Raw genomic sequence first — 20,002 nt, 5'->3', positions numbered from 1 at the left:
ATGACGACAAGACCAGACCATCATCCCGTGGCCCAGCACATCCTGCAAGAGGTGTTCGGCTACAGCGCCTTCCGGGGCGCCCAAGCCCAGATCGTCGAACAGGTCAGCAGCGGCGGCGATGCCCTGGTGCTGATGCCCACCGGCGGCGGCAAGAGCCTGTGCTACCAGATCCCCGCCATCGCCCGGCACCGCGCCGGCCAGGGCGTGAGCCTGGTCGTCAGTCCGCTGATCGCCCTGATGCACGACCAGGTCGGTGCGCTCGAAGAGGCCGGCGTGCACGCCGCCTTCCTCAACTCCACGCTGAGCAGCGAGCAGGCCCAGCATGTGGAGCGCGAGATGATGAGCGGCCGCCTGGTGATGCTGTATGCAGCGCCCGAGCGAGTCACGAATGCGCGCTTCCTGGCCCAGCTCGATTCGCTTTACGAGCGCGGCCTGCTGAGTCTGTTCGCCATCGACGAGGCGCATTGCGTCAGTCAATGGGGGCACGACTTCCGCAGCGAATATCTGGCGCTGTCGCTCTTGCACGAGCGCTACCCGGATGTGCCGCGCATCGCGCTCACCGCCACGGCCGACGACCTGACGCGGGCGGACATCATCGAGCGGCTGAGGCTGGAGGAAGCGCGCGTCTTCATCAGCAGCTTCGACCGACCCAACATCCGCTATTCCATCGTCGAGAAGGACGCCAAGCCGCGCGAGCAGCTCTTGCGCCTGATACGCGACGAGCATGAAGATGAAGCCGGCGTCGTCTACTGCCAGAGCCGCAAGAAGGTCGAGGAGACGGCCGCGTGGCTGACCGCCGAGGGCATCAAGGCCCTGCCCTATCACGCCGGTCTGGACAGCGAGGTGCGCCAGCGCCACCAGGACCGCTTCCTGCGCGAAGACGGCATCGTGATGGTGGCCACCATCGCCTTCGGCATGGGCATCGACAAGCCCGACGTGCGCTTCGTCGCCCACCTGGACCTGCCCAAGAACATCGAGAGCTACTACCAGGAGACCGGCCGCGCGGGCCGCGACGGCGAGCCGGCCGACGCCTGGATGACCTACGGCCTCGCCGACGTGGTCAACCAGCGCCGCATGATCGACGAAAGCCCGGCCGAGGAAGAGTTCAAGCAGGGCCAGCGCGGCAAGCTCGACGCGCTGCTGGCCCTCGCGGAGGCCACTGACTGCCGGCGCGTGCGCCTGCTGGCCTACTTCGGCGAAGAAAGCCAGCCCTGCGGCAACTGCGACAACTGCCTGAACCCACCGGCCACCTGGGATGGCACCGAGGCCGCGCGCAAGCTGCTCAGCTGCATCTACCGCTTCCAGCAGAACGGTGGCCAGCGCTTCGGCGCCGGGCATTTGATCGACGTGCTGCGCGGCAAGGTGACCGACAAGGTGACGCAGTACGGCCACCAGAGCCTGTCCACCTGGGCCATAGGCACCGAGCTGCCCGAGGCCCAGTGGCGCGCCGTGCTGCGCCAGCTGATTGCCCTGGGCCATGTGCGCACCGAGGGCGAGTACCACACGCTGGTGCTGACCGAGAGCGCCCGCGCGGTGCTCAAGGGCGGCGTGCAGCTGTTCTTGCGTGTGCCAACCGTGCCGCCCAAGAAGTCCGCCAAGACCTCGCGCGCGGCCGGAGGCAGCAGCCGGCCGCGCGCCGAAGCGGTGGACCTCGACGCCGAAGGCCAGCGTCGTTTCGAGGCGCTGAAGAGCTGGCGAGCCGAGGTGGCCCGGGAGCATGGCCTGCCGGCCTATGTGATCTTCCAGAACGTCACCCTGGCCGAGATGGCCCGCCAGCAACCTGGTTCGCTGGACCAGCTGGCCCAGATCAGTGGCGTCGGTGCCAAGAAACTCGAAGCCTACGGGCGTGAAATTCTGCGGGTTCTGGACGACTACTGAGCGAATACTGAGCGCGCCGGGTTCCGGCCTATCTTGTTTGCGTCGATATTGCTAGGCTGATGCCTCGGCCCATCCCTGGCACCGTCAGACGGAGACAAGACCCATGAACCTGAACAACCTGCGCGTCTCGAGCAAGCTCTGGGGCGCCATCCTGCTGCTGCTGGTGGCCATGCTGCTGATTTCCGGCATCACGCTCAGGAGAGCCAACAGCGTGCATGCCGAGGCCATGGCGGCGGTCAATGCCAGCCATGACCTGATCGAGAAATCGGCCGTCTGGAAGGGCATGACCGAAACCGCCGTGACGCGCAGCATGGCCTCCTCGATCAGCAGCGACCCGAGCGTCGGCGAGCTGTTCAAGGACAACCTGGTCAACGACACGCCGCGCGTGGTCAAGCTGCGCGAGCAGATCACCGAGCTGGCCAAGACCGATGCCGACCAGGCCCAGCTGAAGAAGATCCTGGCCAATGGTGGCGTGCTGCTGGCGGCCAGCAAGAAAGCCAAGGAGCTGGGCGCGGCCGGCGACCAGGCCGGCGCCAAGGACGTGATCAAGAAGGAATACGTGCCCTCGGTGGCTGCCTACCTCGGCGCCATCGACGACTTCGTCAAATTGCAGAAGGACAAGAACGAGCAGGCCCAGAAGTCCGCCACCGAGGCCCAGCAAGGCCTGTTCATGTGGAGCACGCTCGGCGCCCTGGTGGTGATCGGCCTCGGCATGTTCGTGGCCGCCGCCCTGGTGCGCTCGATCCGCCAGCCGCTGCAGCAGTCGGCCGATTTCGCCAAGGCCATTGCCGATGGCGACCTGACCCGCAGCATCAGTGCCAACCGCAGCGACGAGTTCGGCGAGCTGCTCAATGCGCTGGGCCAGATGAATGCCTCGCTGGCCCGCATGGTCGGCAACGTCCGCAGCGCGACAGACAGCATCGCCACCGCCTCCAGCGAAATCGCCACCGGCAACCAGGACCTGTCCAGCCGCACCGAGCAGACCGCCAGCAACCTGCAGCAGACCGCCTCCAGCATGGAGGAGCTGACCAGCACGGTGCGCAACACGGCCGACTCTGCCACCACGGCCAACCAGCTCGTCAACTCGGCCACCGAGGTGGCGCGGCGCGGCGGCGAAGTGGTCTCCCAGGTCGTTTCGACCATGGACGAGATCAACACCAGCTCCAAGAAGATCAGCGACATCATCGGCGTGATCGACGGCATCGCCTTCCAGACCAACATCCTGGCGCTGAACGCCGCCGTGGAAGCGGCACGGGCCGGCGAGCAGGGCCGCGGCTTTGCTGTGGTAGCCAGTGAAGTGCGCAGCCTGGCTCAGCGCAGTGCCGAGGCCGCCAAGGAAATCAAGACCCTGATCGGCACCAGTGTCGAGAAGGTCGACTCCGGTTCGCGCCTCGTCGCTACCGCCGGCGAGACCATGGGCGAGATCGTCACCAGCGTGCAGCGCGTCACCGACATCATTGGCGAGATCAGCGTGGCCAGCGGCGAGCAGAGCTCGGGCATCGGTCAGGTCAATGGCGCGATCGCCCAGCTGGACCAGATGACGCAGCAGAACGCCGCCCTGGTGGAGCAATCGGCCGCCGCCGCGATCAGCCTGCGCGAGCAGGCCACCAAGCTCGCCGAGGTGGTCAGCAGCTTCCGCATCTCGGGGACGGGCCCGGCCGCCACCACGCATCGCGGCCCCAGCCCAGCGCCGGCGCCTCGGCCCGTGAGCAGCCCCGCACCGATCAAGAAGCCCGTGGTCGGCCTGAAGAAGCCTGCATCGCCACCCAAGCCGGCCAGCAGCCCGCGCCCGGCCGCGTCGCCGCCTGCCCCGCGCCCGACGCCGCCCGCCGCCGACAGCGGCGACTGGGAAACCTTCTGAGCGCAATCAAGCTGCCAATAGAAAAGGCCCGCCGAAGCGGGCCTTTCCATTCGCGGCGACCAGGTCTTGCTGATTCAGCAGACGCCGACCTTGCAGTCATCGAGGCGGGCGACCTGGAAGCTGGCCAGGCTGCGGCCTTCGATCACCACGCGCGGCAGCTGCACGATCTGCGATTGCGCGTCCGGCAGCCGCTTGCCCACCACCACCACGCGCTCCAGCTTGTGCACCGCCGGCGCATCAGCCACCGAGAGGTGGTCGGCCATGCCGGTGCCGATGGCAGCGGCGCCGGCGACGGCGATCAGGGCGGTGAAGAGGGTCTTGGCAGCTGCGTTCATGGTGGGCTCCTTGGGGTGTTAGGACCGGGTTCGTTGCGATGATTGAAGTGTCGTCATCACGTCCGCTTCAAACCAGCGGCAGGCGATGGATGAACGGCAGCGCGGGATGAAATGCGGCTGATGACGACTGATTGGGCTGCATCGCTCCAGCATTACTTTCAGCAAACATCAGAAACAACAAAGCCCAGCCTAGGCCGGGCCTCTCGAGCACAGGGAACCGGGGCTGCCGTGCTCAGCAGACTTGCTTGGTCAGACAGGCCGGGGCTTGCGCCACTTGCAGATCGCTGCCGACCTGGTTGCGGCGGCCGTCGATGACGACGCGCGGCAGTTGGGCGATGTGCTCCACACCCATGCGCTTGCCCACCACCACCACACGCTCCAGCTTGACGATCTTGGGCTGCGGTGCGGCAGCTTGGTAAGCCAGGGCGAAGGCGCTCAGCGTGGCGGCGCAGACGGTGGCAAGGACGATGGTCTTGGCGATGAAGTTCATGATGGGCTCCTGGTGGTTTGCTGTGTCGGTACCTGTAGTTTCGGCAAGCAGGCAGGGCATCGCCAGGCGCTTGCGATGATCCGCAAGCCGGCGCGGCCGAACGGCTTGTGAAGCCGATGAACAGTGACTTTCAGCCAGGGTCGGCGCTGCGCACCCACAGGGTTGAAACAGCCACAGACCATGAAGAAGGGCCGGATGCTGTTGAGCATCCGGCCCTCTAGAAATGACTGAACCGATTCAACGATGCACCGTGACGATGCGCCCTTGAATCGGCTCAGAACGGGGGAGATTTCTTGTCTTGCTTCATGCAGTCGTTACCCCGAATCAGCCACCGCGAGCGGCACGGCGGACGGCTTGCGTGTTCAGCGCGAACAGGGCTTGCTGGCTCTGCAGGCTGCGGCCCTCGATGACGACGCGGGGCAGCTGCACGACTTGCTGGCTCTGCACCGACTTGCCGGTGATCACGACGCGGGGCAGTTGCTCGACCTTTTGCGGGGCGGCAGCGGCGAAGGTGGCGGTGGCCAGCAGGCTGGCGGCGACGAGGGCTTGGATCAGGTTCTTCATGATGGACTCCTGGTGTTTGCTTGGGTTTCGAAACAGCCCTTTGCTGTGTCGATGGAGTCAGTATCGTGAGCCGCCCCTGGCCTCGCGAGGCGCTTGCGATGGATGGCACGAAACGCGTCGCCAGCTGCAAGTCATGGGGCTTGAAGCGCGTGCGCTGTCGCCCGACTTGCCTGTGGCTGGCGGCGTGGAACAGCGTCGGCCTATGATGGCGAGTTCACTGCCTGCTTGCCCAACGACGCCGCCATGTCCGATGTTCTCCGCCCCCAACCAGAAGCCACCTTGATCAAGGTGAGAGGGGCGCGCACCCACAACCTGAAGAACATCGACGTCGACCTGCCGCGCAACCAGCTGGTCGTCATCACCGGCCTGTCGGGTTCGGGCAAGTCCAGCCTGGCTTTCGACACGCTCTACGCCGAGGGCCAGCGCCGCTACGTGGAAAGCCTCTCGGCCTATGCCCGTCAGTTCCTGCAACTGATGGACAAGCCGGACGTGGACGTGATCGAGGGCCTGTCGCCGGCGATCTCCATCGAGCAGAAGGCCACCAGCCACAACCCGCGCTCCACCGTCGGCACGGTCACCGAGATCCACGATTACCTGCGCCTGCTCTATGCCCGCGCCGGCACGCCCTTCTGCCCCGACCACCACCTGCCGCTGGAGGCGCAGAGCATCGGCCAGATGGTCGACGCGGTGCTGGCCATGACCGACGAGAGCAAGCTGCTGCTGCTGGCGCCGGTGGTGCGAGACCGCAAGGGCGAGTTCGCCGACCTGTTCCAGGACCTGCAGGCCCAGGGCTATGTGCGCTTCCGTGTGGACGGCGTGACGGTCGAGGTGCCCGACATCCCCCTGCTCAAGAAGACCGAGAAGCACGACATCGACGTGGTCGTGGATCGCATCAAGATCCGCCATGACGCCGCGGACACGCTGCGTCAGCGCCTGGCCGAGAGCTTTGAGGCCGCGTTGCGCCTGGCCGAAGGCCGCGCGCTCGTGCTCAATCTGGACAGCGGCGAGGAGACCATCTTCTCCAGCAAGTTCGCCTGCCCGATCTGCAGCTACTCGCTGCCCGAGCTGGAGCCGCGACTGTTCTCCTTCAACTCGCCGGTGGGCGCTTGCCCGAACTGCGAAGGCCTGGGCCAGGTCACGGTGTTCGATCCGGACCGCGTGGTCGCCTTCCCGACGCTGAGCCTGGCCAGCGGCGCCGTGAAGGGCTGGGATCGCCGCAATGCCTATACCTTCTCGATGCTGGAGAGCGTGGCCGCGCATTACAGCTTCGACATCGACCTGGCCTTTGAAGACCTGCCGGACCAGGCCCGCCAGGTGCTGCTGCATGGCTCGGGCAGCGAAGACATTCAGTTCAGCTACCAGGCCGAGACCGCCAGCGGCAAGAAGCGCAGCGTCAAGCGCTCGCACCCGTTCGAAGGCATCCTGCCCAACCTGGCCCGCCGTTTCCGCGAGACCGACTCCAGTGCCGTGCGCGAAGACCTCGCCCGCTACCAGGCCGCCAAGCCCTGCCCGCATTGCGAGGGCTCGCGCCTGCGCCGCGAGGCCCGCCACGTGGTCTTGCAGCCGGCCGAGGCCGCGCCGGGCTTCAAGGGCCGGCCGATCTACGACGTGGAGCACGCCACGCTGCGCGAATGCCTCGAGTATTTCGAGGGCCTGCAGTTGAAGGGCGCCAAGGCCGAGATCGGCGGCAAGGTGATCCGCGAGATCGCCTCGCGGCTGCGCTTCCTCAACGACGTGGGTCTTAACTACCTGAGCCTGGATCGCAGTGCCGACACCCTCTCCGGGGGCGAAGCCCAGCGCATCCGCCTCGCCTCGCAGATCGGCTCGGGCCTGACCGGCGTGATGTATGTGCTGGACGAGCCCAGCATCGGCCTGCACCAGCGCGACAACGACCGCCTGATCGCCACCCTGCGCCGCCTGCGCGACCTCGGCAACTCGGTGCTGGTGGTCGAGCACGATGAAGACGCGATCCGCGCCGCCGACCATGTGCTGGACCTCGGTCCCGGCGCCGGCGTGCACGGCGGCCGCATCATGGCCCAGGGCACGCCGGCCGAAGTGGCGGCCAATCCGGAGTCGCTGACCGGCCGCTATCTGAGTGGCGTGGAGCGCATCGAGGTGCCGGCGGAACGGCACAAGCCGGCCGACGATGCGGCCCGGCTGCGCATCGTCAACGCCCGTGGCAACAACCTGAAGGGCGTGACGGTCGACATCCCGGTCGGCGTGCTGACCTGCGTGACCGGCGTCTCCGGCTCTGGCAAGAGCACCCTGGTCAACGACACGCTCTACGCTGCCGTGGCCAAGAAGCTCTACCAAAGCCACCAGGACCCGGCTGCACACGACGAGATCGAGGGCATGGAAGCCTTCGACAAGGTCATCAACGTCGACCAGTCGCCGATCGGGCGCACGCCGCGCTCGAATCCGGCAACGTACACCGGCCTGTTCACGCCGATCCGCGAGCTGTTCGCCGAGATGCCCACCGCCCGTGAGCGCGGCTACGGCCCCGGCCGCTTCAGCTTCAACGTCGCTGGCGGCCGCTGCGAAGCCTGCCAGGGCGATGGCGTGATCAAGGTGGAGATGCACTTCCTGCCGGACGTCTACGTGCCCTGCGACACCTGCCACGGCGCGCGCTACAACCGCGAGACGCTGGAGGTGCTCTACAAGGGCAAGAACATCACGCAAGTGCTCGGCCTGACGGTCGAAGACGCCTATGCCTTCTTCAGCGCCGTGCCGACGCTGGCGCGCAAGCTGCAGACGCTGCTTGATGTGGGCCTCGGCTACGTGAAGCTGGGGCAGAGCGCCACGACGCTCTCCGGCGGCGAGGCGCAGCGCGTGAAGCTGGCGCTGGAGCTTTCCAAGCGCGACACCGGCCGCACGCTCTACATCCTCGACGAGCCCACCACCGGCCTGCACTTCGCCGACATCGCCCTGCTGCTCAAGGTGCTGCACCAACTGCGCGACGCGGGCAACACCATCGTCGTGATCGAGCACAACCTGGACGTGATCAAGACGGCCGACTGGTTGATCGACATGGGCCCCGAGGGCGGCTCCGGCGGGGGCCAGCTCTTGCTCGCGGGCACACCGGAGCAGCTGGCGGCCCACGAGGGCAGCCACACCGGCCGCTACCTGAAACCACTGCTCGGCCGCTGAAGCAGGGCCCAAAGGCCTCAAAGGCCCCTGGCTGCGCACGGGATGCGAGCGGACTAGACTGGCCGCCCGCCTCTCGCTCCAGGAACCCAGACCATGGCCTCGACCCTTTCGGTGGACTACTACTTCGCCCCCAACTCGCCCTGGACCTACCTCGGCCACCAGCGCTTTGCCGACATTGCCAAGCGCCACGGCGCCGCGGTGCGCATCCTGCCCTGCGACCTGGGCGGCAAGGTCTTCCCTGTCTCGGGCGGCCTGCCGCTGGCCAAGCGGGCGCCGCAACGCCAGGCCTATCGCCTGGTCGAGCTGCAGCGCTTCAGCGAATGGCTGGACGTGCCGCTGACGCTGAAGCCGCGCTACTTCCCGGTGCAGCCGGACGATGCGGCCAAGCTGATCGTGGCCGTGGACCTGCTGGACGGCACCGAAGCCGCGATGAAGCTCGCTGGCGCCGTGCTGCGCGCCGTTTGGGTGGAGGAGCAGAACATCGCCGACGAGCGCGTGCTGGCCGAGTTGCTGGCCCGGCAAGGCCTGGCCCCGCGCCGCCTGGAAGATGGCCATTCACAGGCCGCTGCCGAGCGCTACGAGCTCAACACGCAGCAGGCCATCGACGCGGGCGTGTTCGGTGCGCCCACCTATGCGGTGGAAGGCGAGCTCTTCTGGGGCCAGGACCGGCTCGACTTTCTGGAGCGCCGACTGCAGCGCTCGCGCTGACGCCGCCCGGACCATGAAACGCTGCTAGGCTCCAGCGCCATGCCCCGCGTCCTGTATGTCGAAGACGACCGCCTCAACATCGTGCTCATGGAAGAGGTGTTCCGCCTGCTGCCGCCCGAGCAGCAGTGGCAGCTCGAGGCGGCGGAGTCTGGCAGCGAGGCGCTGGCCCTGCTGGCCCACGAGAGCTTCGATCTGCTGCTGGTGGACATGAACCTGCCCGACATGAACGGCCTGCGGCTGCTGGCCCGCCTCCGCGCCGATGCCAGCCTGCCGCAGCCGCCCTGCGTGGCGCTGTCGGCCGACGCACTGAACGAGCAGGTGGCGGCCGCACGCGCGGCCGGCTTTGCCGACTACTGGCTCAAGCCCATCGACGTGAAGCAGTTGCTGGCCGCGCTGCAAAGCCAGTTCGGCCTGCCTTAGGCAGGGCGCGCAAGGCGCCATAAAAAAACCCGGCCAGGGCCGGGTTGTTGCAGCGGTCGGCGCGGCTGCGAGAGCCGCGCCAGCGCTTCACTTCAGGTGGCTGTTGATCAGCTTGGTCATCTCGAACATATCGGCCTTGGCCTTGCCGAAGATTTCCTTCAGCTTGGCATCGGCGACGATGATGCGCTTCTGCACCGCGTCTTGCAGCTTGTTCTTCTTGATGTACTCCCAGACCTTTTTGGTCACGTCGGTGCGCGGCAGCGGTGCCGAGCCAACGATGGCGGCCAGTGCAGCGGAAGGCGTCATGGCCTTCATGAATGCTGCATTGGGAGTCCGCTTCTTGGCGGGAGCGGCGGCCTTCTTGGCGGGTGCAGCCTTCTTTGCAGGAGCTGCTTTCTTCGCCGGAGCGGCCTTCTTGGCCGGAGCCGCCTTCTTGGCCGCCGGGGCGGCCTTCTTAGCCGGAGCCGCCTTCTTGGCGGGGGCGGCCTTCTTCGCAGTTGCCATTTCGATTCTCTCCATCAAAGGTTGTTGATGTGCCGGGTCCGGGGGAAGGTCTTGACCCTTCGTTTCTCTCTAGCACCCTGCGCAGCGAATGGTACTGCGCACCTCTCGCATTGAGAAGGCTCTCATAGAGGAACTTTGCGACAAGACGCGCTGATTCCGGCCTTGTTTACCCTTGGTTGTCGCTCGCGTGCATCAGTTCGCGCTGCATGCGGCGCGCATGCAGTGTCCATCGCATGCGGGAGCGAAGCGGGTTCTCAGTCGATATCACCGGGCTGTGGCGTGCGTTTGCGGCCATTGAACATGGCCGCCACGAGGTTCTCGCGATGCCGCCAGCAGGTGAAGACAACCCCCATCAGATGCGCCACCACCAGCACCATCACGAACCAGGCGAGCAGCGCATGCAGGTTCTCGAGCCACTCGTAGCCCCACAACCATTCGGTCGTGTAGAGCCAGCCCGTGAGGCTCAGGGCGGCCGTGACCAGCAACAGCGCCAGCACCATCCAGCCACCCAGCGGGTTGTGGCCGATGTAGCGCGGCTCCGCGCTGATGCGCAGCTGCCGCGCGTAATCCAGCGTCTGCCGAGGGCCGCGCACGAACTGCCGAAAGCGCGCATAGCGCCCGCCGGCAAAGCCCCAGGTCAGGCGGATCAGCACGATGGCAGCAGCGAAGTAGCCCGCCGTGTGATGCACCTCATCGAACCAGGGCGGCTGCCAATGGCCGCTGCCCCAAGCCGTGACCATGGCTGCCGCCAGCAGCCAGTGCAGGCTGCGGACGAGCCGGTCCCAGACCTTGATCCAGCCGCCTGCAGCGGGCTGCGAGGCCGAGCTCACTTGCGCTCAGGTGCCTTCTCGCCTTCGGGATAGACGCGCTCGAAGGTCTTGGGATGGAAGAAGGCCTCGGCCTTCTGGCCCTTGTCGTCGAAGCCATAGACCTCGTAGCAGTTGTTGTAGTTCTTGACCTGGCGCACCTTCCAGCCCTCGCCTTCGAGCTTGCGCTGCAGGTCCATCTGCGGCTTCTTCTCTTCCTTCGGAACGACCGGGCAGCTGACGTTGCCATGGGCGAAGGAGGCGCTGGCGATGCCGGCCAGCAGCAGGGCGGAGGCGATGCGGGTGACAGTGACGGTTTTCATGATCAGCCTTTCAAGCTTGAAGGAAGGGAAGAAAGAAGTAGGGAGCGCTCAGGTCGGCCACAGCAGTTGCGGGGCTGCCTCGTCCAGCGTCTTGCAGCCCGTGAGGGCCATCGCGATCTCGAGCTCGTCGCGCAGCAGGCGCAGCGCATGGGCCACGCCCAGCGCACCGGCTGCGGCTAGCGCATGCACATAGGGCCGACCGAGCAACACCGCATTGGCACCCAGCGCCATGGCCTTGAGCACGTCGGTGCCACGGCGTATGCCGCCATCCACCAGCAGCAGCGCCCCCGGGCCGAGGGCCGCGCGCAGCGGCGGCAGCAGCTCGGCCGTGGCGGGCAGGGTGTCGAGCGCGCGGCCGCCGTGGTTGGAGACCACCAGGCCGGCCACCCCGCGTTGCATCGCGAGCTTCGCGTCGTCCACATGGCTCACACCCTTGAGCAGCAGCGGCAGGCGGCTGTGCTCGCGCAGCCAATCGATCTCGGCCCAGGTGGCGGCGCGCGGCATCAGGCCATCGAACAGCGCGCTCTGGCCGGGCTGCAGGTCGAGCGGCTTCTTGCGACCGCCGAGGTTGACCGCTCGGATGTGGTCGGGCAGCTTGAATCCGGCGCGGCGCTCGCGGTCGCGCGCGCCATGCACGGGCGCATCGACGGTCAGCACCAGGGCCTGATAGCCAGCACGCTCGACGCGCTGCAAGAGCGCCTGCATGAAGTCGCGGTCATCGCGCCAGTAGAGCTGGAACCACAGCGGCCCCGCCTGTGGGTCGGCCAGCATGGGCGCAGCAACCTCTTCCATCGTCACGCTGGCTTGCGCGCTGAGCACGAGGCCGGCCGATTGCGCGGCGGCCGCATGGGCCATCGCCAGCTCGCCATCGGCATGGAACAGGCGCTGATAGGCGATGGGCGCCAGCAGGATGGGATGCTGCAGCTCACGGCCCAGCAGCTGCACACGCGTGTGACCGCCCGAGAGATCGCGCAGCACGCGGGGATGCAGGCGGAGCTGATCCCAGGCCGTGCGGTTGGCGCACAGCGTCAACTCGTCGGCCGCGCCACCATTCAGGTAGGCCCAGGCTTGCTCGTCGACGCGGGCACGGGCCGGTGCCTCGAAGTCAGCGAGGTTCGCCAACCCGGCAGGCAGTGGCTCGATCGCAGGCGCCTTGACGGGCTGCTCGCTCATGTATCTGCCCACATGCGCAGGAGGTTGTGATACGTGCCGGTCAACTGCACGGCCGCTTCGCTCTCGCCGTACTCGCTGCGCAGGCGAATCAGGCTCATGTCCATCTCATAGAGCAGGCGGCGCTGCTCGTCGCTGCGCACCATGCTCTCTATCCAGAAGAAGCTCGCCAGTCGTTCGCCGCGCGTGACCGGTTCGACGCGGTGCACGCTGGTGCCGGGGTAAAGCACCAAGTCGCCGGCCGCGAGCTTGACGCGCTGCTCGCCGTAGGTGTCGGCGATCACCAGCTCGCCGCCGTCGTAGTCGGCCGGGTCCGAGAAGAACAGCGTGCAGGAGATGTCGGTACGCACGCGCTGGCCGCTGCCCGGCACATAGCGCACCGCCTGGTCCACATGGTTGCCGTACTCGTTGCTGGCGCCGGCATAGCGGTTGAACATCGGCGGCAGCACACGCTTGGGCAGGGCTGCCGAAAAGAACAGCGGATGCCGCTCCAGCGCCTGCAGCACCAGCTGCTGCAAGGCCTTCGCGGGCTCGCTGCCCAGCGCCAGCTGCTGGTTGTTCTTGACCAGAGCGGCCTGCGTTCCGGCGGTGGCGCGGCCGTCCTGCCAGGGTGCGTTGGTCAGCACGCGGCGCGCCTCCTGCAGGGCCTCGGGGGTCAGGACTTGAGCGATCTTCAGCAACATGGCGTGGGCTTCAAGAATGAAAAGGCCCGAGTGAACCCGGGCCGATCGTGCGCTTATGAGTGCATGGGTTCAGCCGATCAGAACTTGTAGGTTCCGGTCAGGCTCACCACGCGGCCACTGCCGGGCACGTAGAAGGACGTGTACAGCTGGTCAGCATAAAGCTTGTTGGTCACATTGCTGACGTAGAGCTTGAACTGCAGCTGCTCCGGCACGACCGTGTACTCCGCCATCAGGTCGGCGGTCACGAACTTGGGTGCATAGAAGCCCGGATTGCGATTGGGCTGCTGGCTGCTGCGGCCGTTCACGCCAGCGCCGAGGCGCAATTGCGGCAGCACCTGGTAGGCCGTCCACAGATTGCCCGAGTACTGCGGCGTCAGCGAGGGGCGCGTGCCCTGGCCTTCAGCGCCGGCCACACCGATGTCGATCTTGGAGACCGGCATCCAGGTGAAGTTGCCGAAGACTTCCCATTCCGGCGTGATGCGACCAACCACGTCCACGTCCAGGCCCGCGGCATGGCGCTTGCCCGACAGCGTCACCAGGTTCACCAGCGGGTCGGTATTGCGCTCATGCAGCTTGGTGTTGCGGAAGGCGCTGCCGCGCAGGCTCAGCTTGCCGTCGGCGCTGTCCCACTTGGCGCCCAGCTCCACGTTGACCGACTTTTCGGGCGGGATGTTCACATTGGCCGCGCTCAGCGAGTAGGCGTCGCCCGAGGTGTTGAACGAGGTGGCGCCCATCAGGTGGAAGGACCATTGCGCATCGGGCTGGAACAGCACGGCAGCGCGCTTGCTCACTTCGGACACCTTCATCTGGTAAGACGCAGTGACCGGCGGCGTGGCGGCCGAGTAGGTGTTGTAGTCGCCCTTCAGGTTGTCGTAGCGCAGGCCAGCCAGCACCTTCCACATCGGGGCGATCTGTACCAGGTCCTGCACATAGCCGCCATAACCCTTGGAGACGTAGTCGCTGCTGGTGCGGAAGCTGCGCAGCGATTCGTCGTAGGAGGCGCCGTCGTACGGCGTGCCAATCGTCGTGCTGGGCTTGGCCGCTTGCGCACCGACGGTGGCGAACACCTGCTTCTTCTCATGCGAGAAGTCGAGGCCGGCCTGCAGGCTGTGCTCAAAGCCCCAAGCCTGGAACTTGCTGCTGAGGTCGCTCTGCGCGGTCACCGTCTGCATGTCCTGCTTCTTCAGCTGCAGCGAACGGGTGATGACGGTGCCGGCGTTGATGTTGTCGTTGGCCACGGTCAGCTTGGTCGGCTGCAGCGTGGCGGCCGCAAAATTCCACAGCGTGGCGCGCTGATCGCGGGTGTATTCGGCGTAGCGCACCTTGGTCACCAGCTCGGTGTTGCCCGAGAAGCGATGGGTGTGCTGGAGCATGCCGTAGTAGGCGCTGCCCTTGTTGAAGTCGCTGCTCATGCCGTAGTAGGCATCGGGGTCCAGCGAGCTGACCAGCGCGTTGGCCGCCGTGGCCGTGGCCGTCGGACGGATCCAGCGCACGCCGTAGTTGATGCCGTTGTCGTTCTGCAGGCCGTAGACGGTGACGCCGAATTCATCGTCTTCGTCGATGCCGAAGCGGTAGCTCGCGCCGATGCCGCGCTTGTCGATCTTGGAGCCGGCGCCGTTGCTGTCGGCCTTGTTGGCCATGGCGCTGACGCGGAAGGCCGCCGTCTCGCCGGTGCGCTTGTTGAAGTCGGCCACGGCGCGCAGCGAGTTGTGGCTGCCCATGCTCACGTCGATCTGGTTCTGGTCGGCCAGCACGGCCTGCTTGGTCGCCTGGTTGACGGCGCCGCCGGTGGAGCCGCGTCCGAACAGCAGCGAGGCCGAGCCGCGCAGCAGTTCAAGGCGGTCCAGGAAGAAGGTGTCACGGTCGTAGAAGGCCGGATCGCGCATGCCGTCGATGAAGACGTCGCCCGTGCCCTGCAGCGAGATGCCGTGGATCTTGATATCTTCCTCGCCGCCCTCGGCCGCCTGGAAGCTGATGCCGGAGGTGTTCTTCAGCACTTCCTTGACGCTGTTGAAGTTGCGGTCGTCCATCACCTTCTCGGTGACCACGGTCAGCGCCTGCGGAATGTCGCGGATCTCCTGCTTGCCCTTGCCGATGCGGGTCTCGGTGGCCTGGTAGTCGTCCTTGCCCTGCTTCTCGGCGCTGGCCTTGGCACGCACCACCGGCAGGGTGTTTTCGGCGGCGGGCGCCGGAGCGGGCGTAGATGCGGGTGCAGAGGCTGCACTGGCGGAGGGCGCTACCTGGGCCAGGGCGGCTGAGGCCAGGCCGAAGCCAGCGGCCAGGGCGCCCAGCGGCAGCAGCGCGCTGGGAATGGGGGACTTGTTGTTCTTGCGTGGCATGGAAACTCCTCGTTATTCAATAGGCATGGCTCTGCCCGCGGCGGCTCGAAACCGTCGTTAGGCATGGCTGGAAATGGGGGACTCTGGGGGGTCAGCGATCGACTTCGTACGACATCGGCGCGATGACCTCCCATTCGATGGGCTGACCGTTCTCGGTTTGCGCCACGAAGCGGGCGCTGAGCATGTCTTGCAGGGCCTGCTGGTCCAGGCGGGCAAAGCCCGAACTCTTGTGCAGAACGATGGCCTTGGGCTTGCCGCTCACATCGACCAGCACCCGCACTTGCACGATGCCCGACTCGCGCAGGCGGCGCGACATCAGCGGCACCGTCATGCGCGGCTCGCGCAGGTAGCGCACGGCGCTGGCCGGGATCTGCTTGACCGCGGGCGGTGCAGGCGGTGGCGCGGCAGCCACGGCAGGCGCCGAGGCCGGTTGTGGCTGTACGACCACCGGCGCAGGCGTCGCCACCGGCACGGCGGCCATCACCACCGGCGAGGGCGCGGGCGGCGCGGCCGTGGCAATCATCGGCACCTCGATCAGCACCGGCTTGATCTCGGCCAGCACCGGCGCGGGCGGCGGGGGCGGCAGCGGCTTGGCAGGCTGGACCTCGGCAATCAGGCGCACAACGACGGGCGCCACCTGCGCCACCATGCGGCGCACGCCGTGCATCTGCATCAAGCCCCAACCGAGGAGCAGGTGGGCCGCCAGCACCCCCACCGCCATCCAGCGGCGCGAGCCCTCTACGGCCTCGCCATAGATGGGCCGGGGCGCGAGCAGTGGCGCGGCCTTGGCACGCAGCACAGGCGCCGCCATGACGGCGGAACCGGGTTCAACAAAGGCAAGAGCGGGTTTCAAAGCGGACCAGGAGGCAGACCTGCTGCAAATCAGGCCGAAGATCGTAACACAAATGCGAACGATTCCTATTGCCATTTCTGATCCAGGTCAAACCTGCTCGCTGCTCCCGATGCGACCCGCCCTGGGCCACCTGTATGCTCGGCCCATGAAGACCCTGCTTCGTTGGTTCCTGCTGGCCGCCGCCCTGCTGCTGCTGGCGCATCTCTACCCCGGCGTCGAGGTCAAGAGCTTCGTCTCGGCCCTGATCGCAGCCCTGGTGCTGGGCCTGCTGAACACGCTGCTGCGGCCCATCCTGGTGCTGCTGACCCTGCCGGTCACCGTGCTGAGCCTCGGGCTCTTCCTGTTCGTGATCAATGCGCTGATGTTCTGGGCCGCCGCCAAGCTGCTGGACGGCTTCGCAGTCAGCGACTTTGGGGCTGCCCTGGTCGGCTCGCTGATCTACAGCCTGTGCGGCATGGTGATCGACGTGGCCATGGAACGGCTGTTCCCGGCTGTCGAGTAGAGCCCAAACTCAGGGCAGCTCGGCGCCGGGAGGCGCACCGCGCGGGTACATCTCGGCCATCAGCTGGCGGCGCTCGTACAGCAGCGTGCGCAAGCGGGCGTCAATGACCGAGGCCTCGATCTGGTCGGAGTCGCGGCTCTTCGATTGGCGCAGGCCGGAGCGAAGCCGGTCGATGGCGCCATTCAGATCACCCACTGCCGCCCGTGCCTCACCCTGCGCGCGCACGGCCCGCAGCGGCTGGTTCAGGCGCTCCCACAGCTGGGCCAGCTGATTCCAGGCCGTGGCATCGCGGTTGTTGACGGCGACAAAGGTCTGCAGCCCATCGGCCGCGTCGCGGGCCGAGCTGAGGTCCGGATCGACCATGCCGATCTTGGCTCGCTCGAACAGCATCACGCGGCCGCGCTCGCCATCGAGCCTCTTCAAGGCCGCCATGGCCGCGTCGGGCCGGCCACGCGCCACCGCCAGCTCGGCGGCCAGGTAGTGCAGGATGCGCATTCCGCGCATATCAGACCCGAGATTGCTGAGCTCAAGGTAAGCCGCCCCCAGCGCCGCCTCAGCCCGGTCGTAAGCACGCATCTTGATCGAGGCCAGTGCGCTGGCGTAGCGTGCGCCCAGTTGCTCGTAACTCTTACCGTCGATAGTGCGCGCGCCGGCATCGAGGTTCTGCAGCTTCGCCCAGGACTCGGCACGCGGGTCCATCAGCACGCGCGAGCGTGCCGCCATCAGCACATGCTCGGCGGCGCTGCGCGGCCGCTCCCAGCTGCCAGTGCCCAGGCGGGCGCGGGCATCGCCGATGCGCTCGCTGGTCAGCGGGTGGGTGCGCAGATAGGGGAAGGCGCCGGAGTCGTTCAGGTGATTGGCCTGCTCCAACCGCTCGAACATGCTGTACATGCCGGTGCCGGCGTAGCCCGCGTCGGTCAGCACGCCGAAGCCGATGCGGTCGGCCTCGCGCTCCATGTCACGCGAGAAGTTCAAGGACGCCTGCTGCGCCGCCGCCTGGCCACCGATCATGGCTGCATTGGCCACGTCCGGGCTGCCGCCTTTCACAGCCACCAGGAGGCCGGCCAGCATGGCCGCCGTGGCCAGCAGGCTGTTGCGCGACTCCTGCGTCACCGAGCGCGCAATGTGCCGCTGCGTCACGTGCGACAGCTCATGCGCCAGCACCGAGGCCAGCTCGTCGCGGCTGGCCGTCATAGCGATCAGGCCCAGGTGCACGCCCACGTAGCCGCCCGGCAGGGCGAAGGCATTGACGCTGCGGTCACGCACCAGGAAGGGCTCCCAGGCAAAACGGTCCTTGACGTCCTCACCCAGGTTGCCGAGCCGCGTCGAAGCGCCGACCAACGGCTGCCAGATGTTGCTGAGGTATTCGAACAGCAGCGGATCGTCGAGGTAGTCGGGATCGAGCTTGATCGAGCGCATCACCTGGTCGCCGATGCGGCGCTCGTTGCTGATGCTGAACTCGTCGGACACCACGTCGCCCAGCGAGGGCAGGTTCACCTGGGCCCGCAGCGGCGTTTGTGGCGCCAGCATCAGCAAGCTGCTCAAACAAGCCACGGCCAGGCGGCTGGGTCGGTTCAGGAGACGGGACATGGCATCGGCACCGGGGAACAAGGCCCCTATCATGGCAGAGACTCGGTATCAGGATTGTTTCCAGCCCATGAACTCCCCACTGACCCATTTCGACGCCCAAGGCCAGGCCCACATGGTCGATGTGGCGGCCAAGGCCGAGACCCACCGGGTGGCCGTGGCCGCCGGCCGCATCCGCATGCAGGCCGCGACGCTGGCCCTGATACAGAGCGGCACGGCCAAGAAGGGCGACGTGCTGGGCGTGGCCCGCATTGCCGCCATCCAGGCAGCCAAGCGCACCTCGGAGTTGATCCCGCTGTGCCATCCGCTGCCGATCACACGCGTGGCCGTGGACTTCGAGATCGACGAACCGGCCCTGGCCGTCATCTGCCGCGCCCAGGTCGAGACCCTGGGGCGCACCGGCGTCGAGATGGAAGCGCTGACCGCCGTGCAGATCGGCCTGCTCACCATTTACGACATGTGTAAAGCCGCCGACCGCGGCATGGTGATGGAGCAGATCCGCGTGCTGGAGAAGCAGGGCGGCAAGAGCGGCGAGTGGAAGGCACAGATATAGCTGGTGAGCAGGCCGATGTGCACGGCCGTCAGCGCTTCCATCTCGACGCCGGTGTAGCCCTTCAAAGCTGCTGAAAATCCCGGGTGAGTGCCCGATTGGGCCGTTGGAGTGGATCACCATTGGATCAACGGTGTCAACGCCCCGGACCGGCGTTGATCACAGCCAAGTGGGCTCAAGCGGCCAACCCCGTCTCGTGTCTACAGAGAGGGCGCGCTAGTCTTGTCCCGAACGGCCTCCGATGGCGTAAGCCCAAGCCTCAGAACCCGATACTTGAGCGTGCTCGGCGCCATGTGAAACGCCTTGGCGGCGGAGGTCCAAGAGGGATATTGGCGGCCATCGATTTGCACTGGGCACCCGTGAACCGACTCGACTCCGGCGCGCTTGTCGATCCATTGCCAATTCAAAGGGCCCCAGGGCAAGCGACTGTCGATCCTAAAAAGCGCCCTGCCGGGCGGCACGGGCGAAACGTCTGTCTTGAATTGTTCATACGACGCCCCCCACGCCTCGTCAACGCTTGCCGAGCAACGCTTCAGAATGCCCTTCCAAACACGGAAGAGCTTGGTCCCAGCATCCGGGTGCCTGCTGTGTACACGAGCGCTCGATGGAAGTGGGCGCCCGGACGTCAGGCGGGCTTCGACGACGTGGGGAGCGAGCCCATGGACCTCGCCCAGGCACCGCGCCGCCAGCTTCTTCGAGGGGAATACTTCGCCGCCGAACTCGAAAGGCTTGCCTCGAGAGCCGCCAAGCCCCCCGGCGGGCGCCGTATTTAGGCCACCTGGTCCGCGCGCCGCCAGCGCCTCGACCCAATGGCGTTCTCGGGCACGCAGTTCCTCGGGGCTGCTCAGGCCATCCTCAAGCACGACAACAGTAAATCCCTCTGGGCCGTCAAGGCGGATCGCTTGTGCAAGCTTGGTCGAGCTCCCCGCCCTCGCTCGTGAGCAATGCATTGCCCAGCGTTGTCGAATGTCCAAAGTCGTCAAACCCACGTACTTGAGCCCTGTCGACAGCTGCAGTACGAGGTAGACGCGCCCCTTGCCAGTCCCAACATGAACTGGCACCTCCAAGGCATCGTCCATGGCCCACCCCCGCCTCAGTCTGTTCCACACCACTTCACGCTGGTGGTACCGCCCAACTGCCTTGAGGAACGAGGTGACGCTCAAGAACTCACGACCCTGGAGTCCTTGGAAAATCTCCCCTTCATAGATGAATGCACGACGGCGCCCACCTCCGTAGTGCGTTTGCCAATCAGCCTGCTTCAGCATGGCAGCAGCTGACAGTG

Annotated in this window: 18 protein-coding genes; 7 read left to right on the top strand and 11 right to left on the bottom strand. The window is 66.6% G+C overall.

Annotated elements, in window-relative coordinates; all coding sequences use genetic code 11:
- Both recQ and J7U46_RS16920 read left to right on the top strand, forming a co-directional pair.
- A complete protein-coding gene (recQ, locus tag J7U46_RS16925; protein ID WP_282827924.1) occupies positions 1-1,878 on the top strand; it encodes a DNA helicase RecQ in 1,878 nt (625 codons plus the stop codon).
- A gap of 103 nt (positions 1,879-1,981) precedes the next feature.
- On the top strand, positions 1,982-3,739 hold the full coding sequence (locus tag J7U46_RS16920) for a methyl-accepting chemotaxis protein (protein ID WP_282827923.1): 1,758 nt from the start codon (positions 1,982-1,984) through the stop codon (positions 3,737-3,739).
- Between the two features lie 74 nt (positions 3,740-3,813).
- On the opposite strand, the gene J7U46_RS16915 is transcribed toward J7U46_RS16920, so the two are convergent.
- From J7U46_RS16915 to J7U46_RS16905, 3 genes are all read right to left on the bottom strand, one after another.
- Positions 3,814-4,074 (bottom strand): hypothetical protein, encoded by a 261-nt coding sequence (locus tag J7U46_RS16915; protein WP_282827922.1) that lies wholly within the window; start codon positions 4,072-4,074, stop codon positions 3,814-3,816.
- 232 nt (positions 4,075-4,306) lie between these two features.
- Positions 4,307-4,564, bottom strand: a complete 258-nt coding sequence (locus J7U46_RS16910; protein WP_282827921.1) for a hypothetical protein — start codon at positions 4,562-4,564, stop codon at positions 4,307-4,309.
- Between the two features lie 324 nt (positions 4,565-4,888).
- On the bottom strand, positions 4,889-5,128 hold the full coding sequence (locus J7U46_RS16905) for a hypothetical protein (RefSeq protein ID WP_282827920.1): 240 nt from the start codon (positions 5,126-5,128) through the stop codon (positions 4,889-4,891).
- 243 nt (positions 5,129-5,371) lie between these two features.
- Here J7U46_RS16905 and uvrA point away from each other — a divergent pair, with 243 nt between their 5' ends.
- The 3 genes from uvrA (at position 5,372) to J7U46_RS16890 (ending at position 9,403) form a co-directional block, all read left to right on the top strand.
- On the top strand, positions 5,372-8,275 hold the full coding sequence (gene uvrA / locus J7U46_RS16900) for an excinuclease ABC subunit UvrA (protein WP_282827917.1): 2,904 nt from the start codon (positions 5,372-5,374) through the stop codon (positions 8,273-8,275).
- Between the two features lie 93 nt (positions 8,276-8,368).
- Positions 8,369-8,983 carry a 2-hydroxychromene-2-carboxylate isomerase gene (locus tag J7U46_RS16895; RefSeq protein WP_282827916.1) on the top strand — a complete coding sequence of 205 codons (615 nt, stop codon included), beginning with the start codon at positions 8,369-8,371 and terminating at the stop codon, positions 8,981-8,983.
- 39 nt (positions 8,984-9,022) lie between these two features.
- Positions 9,023-9,403, top strand: coding sequence for a response regulator (locus J7U46_RS16890; protein ID WP_282827915.1), 381 nt, complete (start codon positions 9,023-9,025; stop codon positions 9,401-9,403).
- Between the two features lie 87 nt (positions 9,404-9,490).
- Here the strand turns inward: J7U46_RS16890 and J7U46_RS16885 are convergent, their stop codons facing one another.
- From J7U46_RS16885 to J7U46_RS16855, 7 genes are all read right to left on the bottom strand, one after another.
- A complete protein-coding gene (locus J7U46_RS16885) occupies positions 9,491-9,907 on the bottom strand; it encodes an SWIB/MDM2 domain-containing protein (protein WP_282827914.1) in 417 nt (138 codons plus the stop codon).
- Between the two features lie 254 nt (positions 9,908-10,161).
- Complete coding sequence (locus tag J7U46_RS16880) at positions 10,162-10,737, bottom strand: cytochrome b/b6 domain-containing protein (protein WP_282827913.1); 576 nt, start codon at positions 10,735-10,737, stop codon at positions 10,162-10,164.
- Positions 10,734-11,036 (bottom strand): PepSY domain-containing protein, encoded by a 303-nt coding sequence (locus J7U46_RS16875; protein WP_282827912.1) that lies wholly within the window; start codon positions 11,034-11,036, stop codon positions 10,734-10,736. The genes J7U46_RS16880 and J7U46_RS16875 overlap by 4 nt, the downstream gene beginning before the upstream one ends.
- A 48-nt stretch (positions 11,037-11,084) precedes the next feature.
- Positions 11,085-12,209, bottom strand: a complete 1,125-nt coding sequence (locus tag J7U46_RS16870) for an alpha-hydroxy acid oxidase (RefSeq protein WP_282827910.1) — start codon at positions 12,207-12,209, stop codon at positions 11,085-11,087.
- A complete protein-coding gene (locus tag J7U46_RS16865) occupies positions 12,206-12,889 on the bottom strand; it encodes a Fe2+-dependent dioxygenase (protein ID WP_282827909.1) in 684 nt (227 codons plus the stop codon). The genes J7U46_RS16870 and J7U46_RS16865 overlap by 4 nt, the downstream gene beginning before the upstream one ends.
- 77 nt (positions 12,890-12,966) lie before the next feature.
- Positions 12,967-15,228: a TonB-dependent receptor gene (locus tag J7U46_RS16860; RefSeq protein WP_282827907.1), complete on the bottom strand. Its 2,262-nt coding sequence runs from the start codon at positions 15,226-15,228 to the stop codon at positions 12,967-12,969.
- A 91-nt stretch (positions 15,229-15,319) separates the two neighbouring features.
- Positions 15,320-16,039 carry an energy transducer TonB gene (locus tag J7U46_RS16855; RefSeq protein WP_282827905.1) on the bottom strand — a complete coding sequence of 240 codons (720 nt, stop codon included), beginning with the start codon at positions 16,037-16,039 and terminating at the stop codon, positions 15,320-15,322.
- Between the two features lie 187 nt (positions 16,040-16,226).
- Between J7U46_RS16855 and J7U46_RS16850 the strand changes: the two genes are divergently transcribed.
- Positions 16,227-16,583, top strand: a complete 357-nt coding sequence (locus J7U46_RS16850) for a phage holin family protein (RefSeq protein WP_282827903.1) — start codon at positions 16,227-16,229, stop codon at positions 16,581-16,583.
- Between the two features lie 9 nt (positions 16,584-16,592).
- On the opposite strand, the gene J7U46_RS16845 is transcribed toward J7U46_RS16850, so the two are convergent.
- Positions 16,593-18,173: a M48 family metalloprotease gene (locus J7U46_RS16845; RefSeq protein WP_282827901.1), complete on the bottom strand. Its 1,581-nt coding sequence runs from the start codon at positions 18,171-18,173 to the stop codon at positions 16,593-16,595.
- Between the two features lie 67 nt (positions 18,174-18,240).
- On the opposite strand from J7U46_RS16845, the gene moaC reads away from it, so the two are divergent.
- Positions 18,241-18,723 (top strand): cyclic pyranopterin monophosphate synthase MoaC, encoded by a 483-nt coding sequence (moaC, locus tag J7U46_RS16840; protein WP_282827899.1) that lies wholly within the window; start codon positions 18,241-18,243, stop codon positions 18,721-18,723.
- The last annotated feature ends 1,279 nt before the right edge of the window (positions 18,724-20,002 follow it).

It is taken from the genome of Pelomonas sp. V22 (assembly GCF_030014915.1).
In the GTDB taxonomy this organism is placed as follows: Bacteria; Pseudomonadota; Gammaproteobacteria; order Burkholderiales; family Burkholderiaceae_C; genus JAUASW01.
The sequence above is the reverse complement of the archived record's forward strand: the minus strand, read 5'-3'. Positions and strand labels throughout refer to the sequence as shown.

What these genes read in the sequence shown, in the direction of transcription:
- recQ (WP_282827924.1), top strand. Translation starts at nt 1, where the DNA reads ATGACGACAAGACCAGACCATCATCCCGTGGCCCAGCACATCCTGCAA.
- J7U46_RS16920 (WP_282827923.1), top strand. Translation starts at nt 1,982, where the DNA reads ATGAACCTGAACAACCTGCGCGTCTCGAGCAAGCTCTGGGGCGCCATC.
- J7U46_RS16915 (WP_282827922.1), bottom strand. Translation starts at nt 4,074, where the DNA reads ATGAACGCAGCTGCCAAGACCCTCTTCACCGCCCTGATCGCCGTCGCC.
- J7U46_RS16910 (WP_282827921.1), bottom strand. Translation starts at nt 4,564, where the DNA reads ATGAACTTCATCGCCAAGACCATCGTCCTTGCCACCGTCTGCGCCGCC.
- J7U46_RS16905 (WP_282827920.1), bottom strand. Translation starts at nt 5,128, where the DNA reads ATGAAGAACCTGATCCAAGCCCTCGTCGCCGCCAGCCTGCTGGCCACC.
- uvrA (WP_282827917.1), top strand. Translation starts at nt 5,372, where the DNA reads ATGTCCGATGTTCTCCGCCCCCAACCAGAAGCCACCTTGATCAAGGTG.
- J7U46_RS16895 (WP_282827916.1), top strand. Translation starts at nt 8,369, where the DNA reads ATGGCCTCGACCCTTTCGGTGGACTACTACTTCGCCCCCAACTCGCCC.
- J7U46_RS16890 (WP_282827915.1), top strand. Translation starts at nt 9,023, where the DNA reads ATGCCCCGCGTCCTGTATGTCGAAGACGACCGCCTCAACATCGTGCTC.
- J7U46_RS16885 (WP_282827914.1), bottom strand. Translation starts at nt 9,907, where the DNA reads ATGGCAACTGCGAAGAAGGCCGCCCCCGCCAAGAAGGCGGCTCCGGCT.
- J7U46_RS16875 (WP_282827912.1), bottom strand. Translation starts at nt 11,036, where the DNA reads ATGAAAACCGTCACTGTCACCCGCATCGCCTCCGCCCTGCTGCTGGCC.
- J7U46_RS16870 (WP_282827910.1), bottom strand. Translation starts at nt 12,209, where the DNA reads ATGAGCGAGCAGCCCGTCAAGGCGCCTGCGATCGAGCCACTGCCTGCC.
- J7U46_RS16865 (WP_282827909.1), bottom strand. Translation starts at nt 12,889, where the DNA reads ATGTTGCTGAAGATCGCTCAAGTCCTGACCCCCGAGGCCCTGCAGGAG.
- J7U46_RS16860 (WP_282827907.1), bottom strand. Translation starts at nt 15,228, where the DNA reads ATGCCACGCAAGAACAACAAGTCCCCCATTCCCAGCGCGCTGCTGCCG.
- J7U46_RS16855 (WP_282827905.1), bottom strand. Translation starts at nt 16,039, where the DNA reads ATGGCGGCGCCTGTGCTGCGTGCCAAGGCCGCGCCACTGCTCGCGCCC.
- J7U46_RS16850 (WP_282827903.1), top strand. Translation starts at nt 16,227, where the DNA reads ATGAAGACCCTGCTTCGTTGGTTCCTGCTGGCCGCCGCCCTGCTGCTG.
- J7U46_RS16845 (WP_282827901.1), bottom strand. Translation starts at nt 18,173, where the DNA reads ATGTCCCGTCTCCTGAACCGACCCAGCCGCCTGGCCGTGGCTTGTTTG.
- moaC (WP_282827899.1), top strand. Translation starts at nt 18,241, where the DNA reads ATGAACTCCCCACTGACCCATTTCGACGCCCAAGGCCAGGCCCACATG.